At 60.2% G+C, this 206-nt stretch carries 1 pseudogene; it reads left to right on the top strand.

Going from position 1 to position 206, the window contains the following annotated elements:
• Positions 1–84 (top strand): annotated as a pseudogene (locus AF337_RS42395) (trimeric intracellular cation channel family protein); the annotation flags it as partial.
• Between the last annotated feature and the right edge of the window lie 122 nt (positions 85–206).

Below are 206 nucleotides of genomic sequence, written 5' to 3'. Positions count from 1 at the left end.
TTGCGCGGTGGAGCCCTGTGGTTCGGCTGGACCTTCCCCACCTACAGGCACAAGCCTGGCCGGCATCCGGACGATGTCATGTGAAGCCTAATGCATGTCGCCCAAAAAGTGCGCAGCGGTTTTGGGACACCGACATGCATAAAAAAAGGATCTAAAGGGCGTCGCATGAGGCCGATCCGGCGCGGCTCTAGAGGCGTCGTCAGCCC

The sequence above is a fragment of the Rhizobium ecuadorense genome (assembly GCF_001187535.1).
Lineage (GTDB): Bacteria > Pseudomonadota > Alphaproteobacteria > Rhizobiales > Rhizobiaceae > Rhizobium > Rhizobium ecuadorense.
The sequence above is the reverse complement of the archived record's forward strand: the minus strand, read 5'-3'. Positions and strand labels throughout refer to the sequence as shown.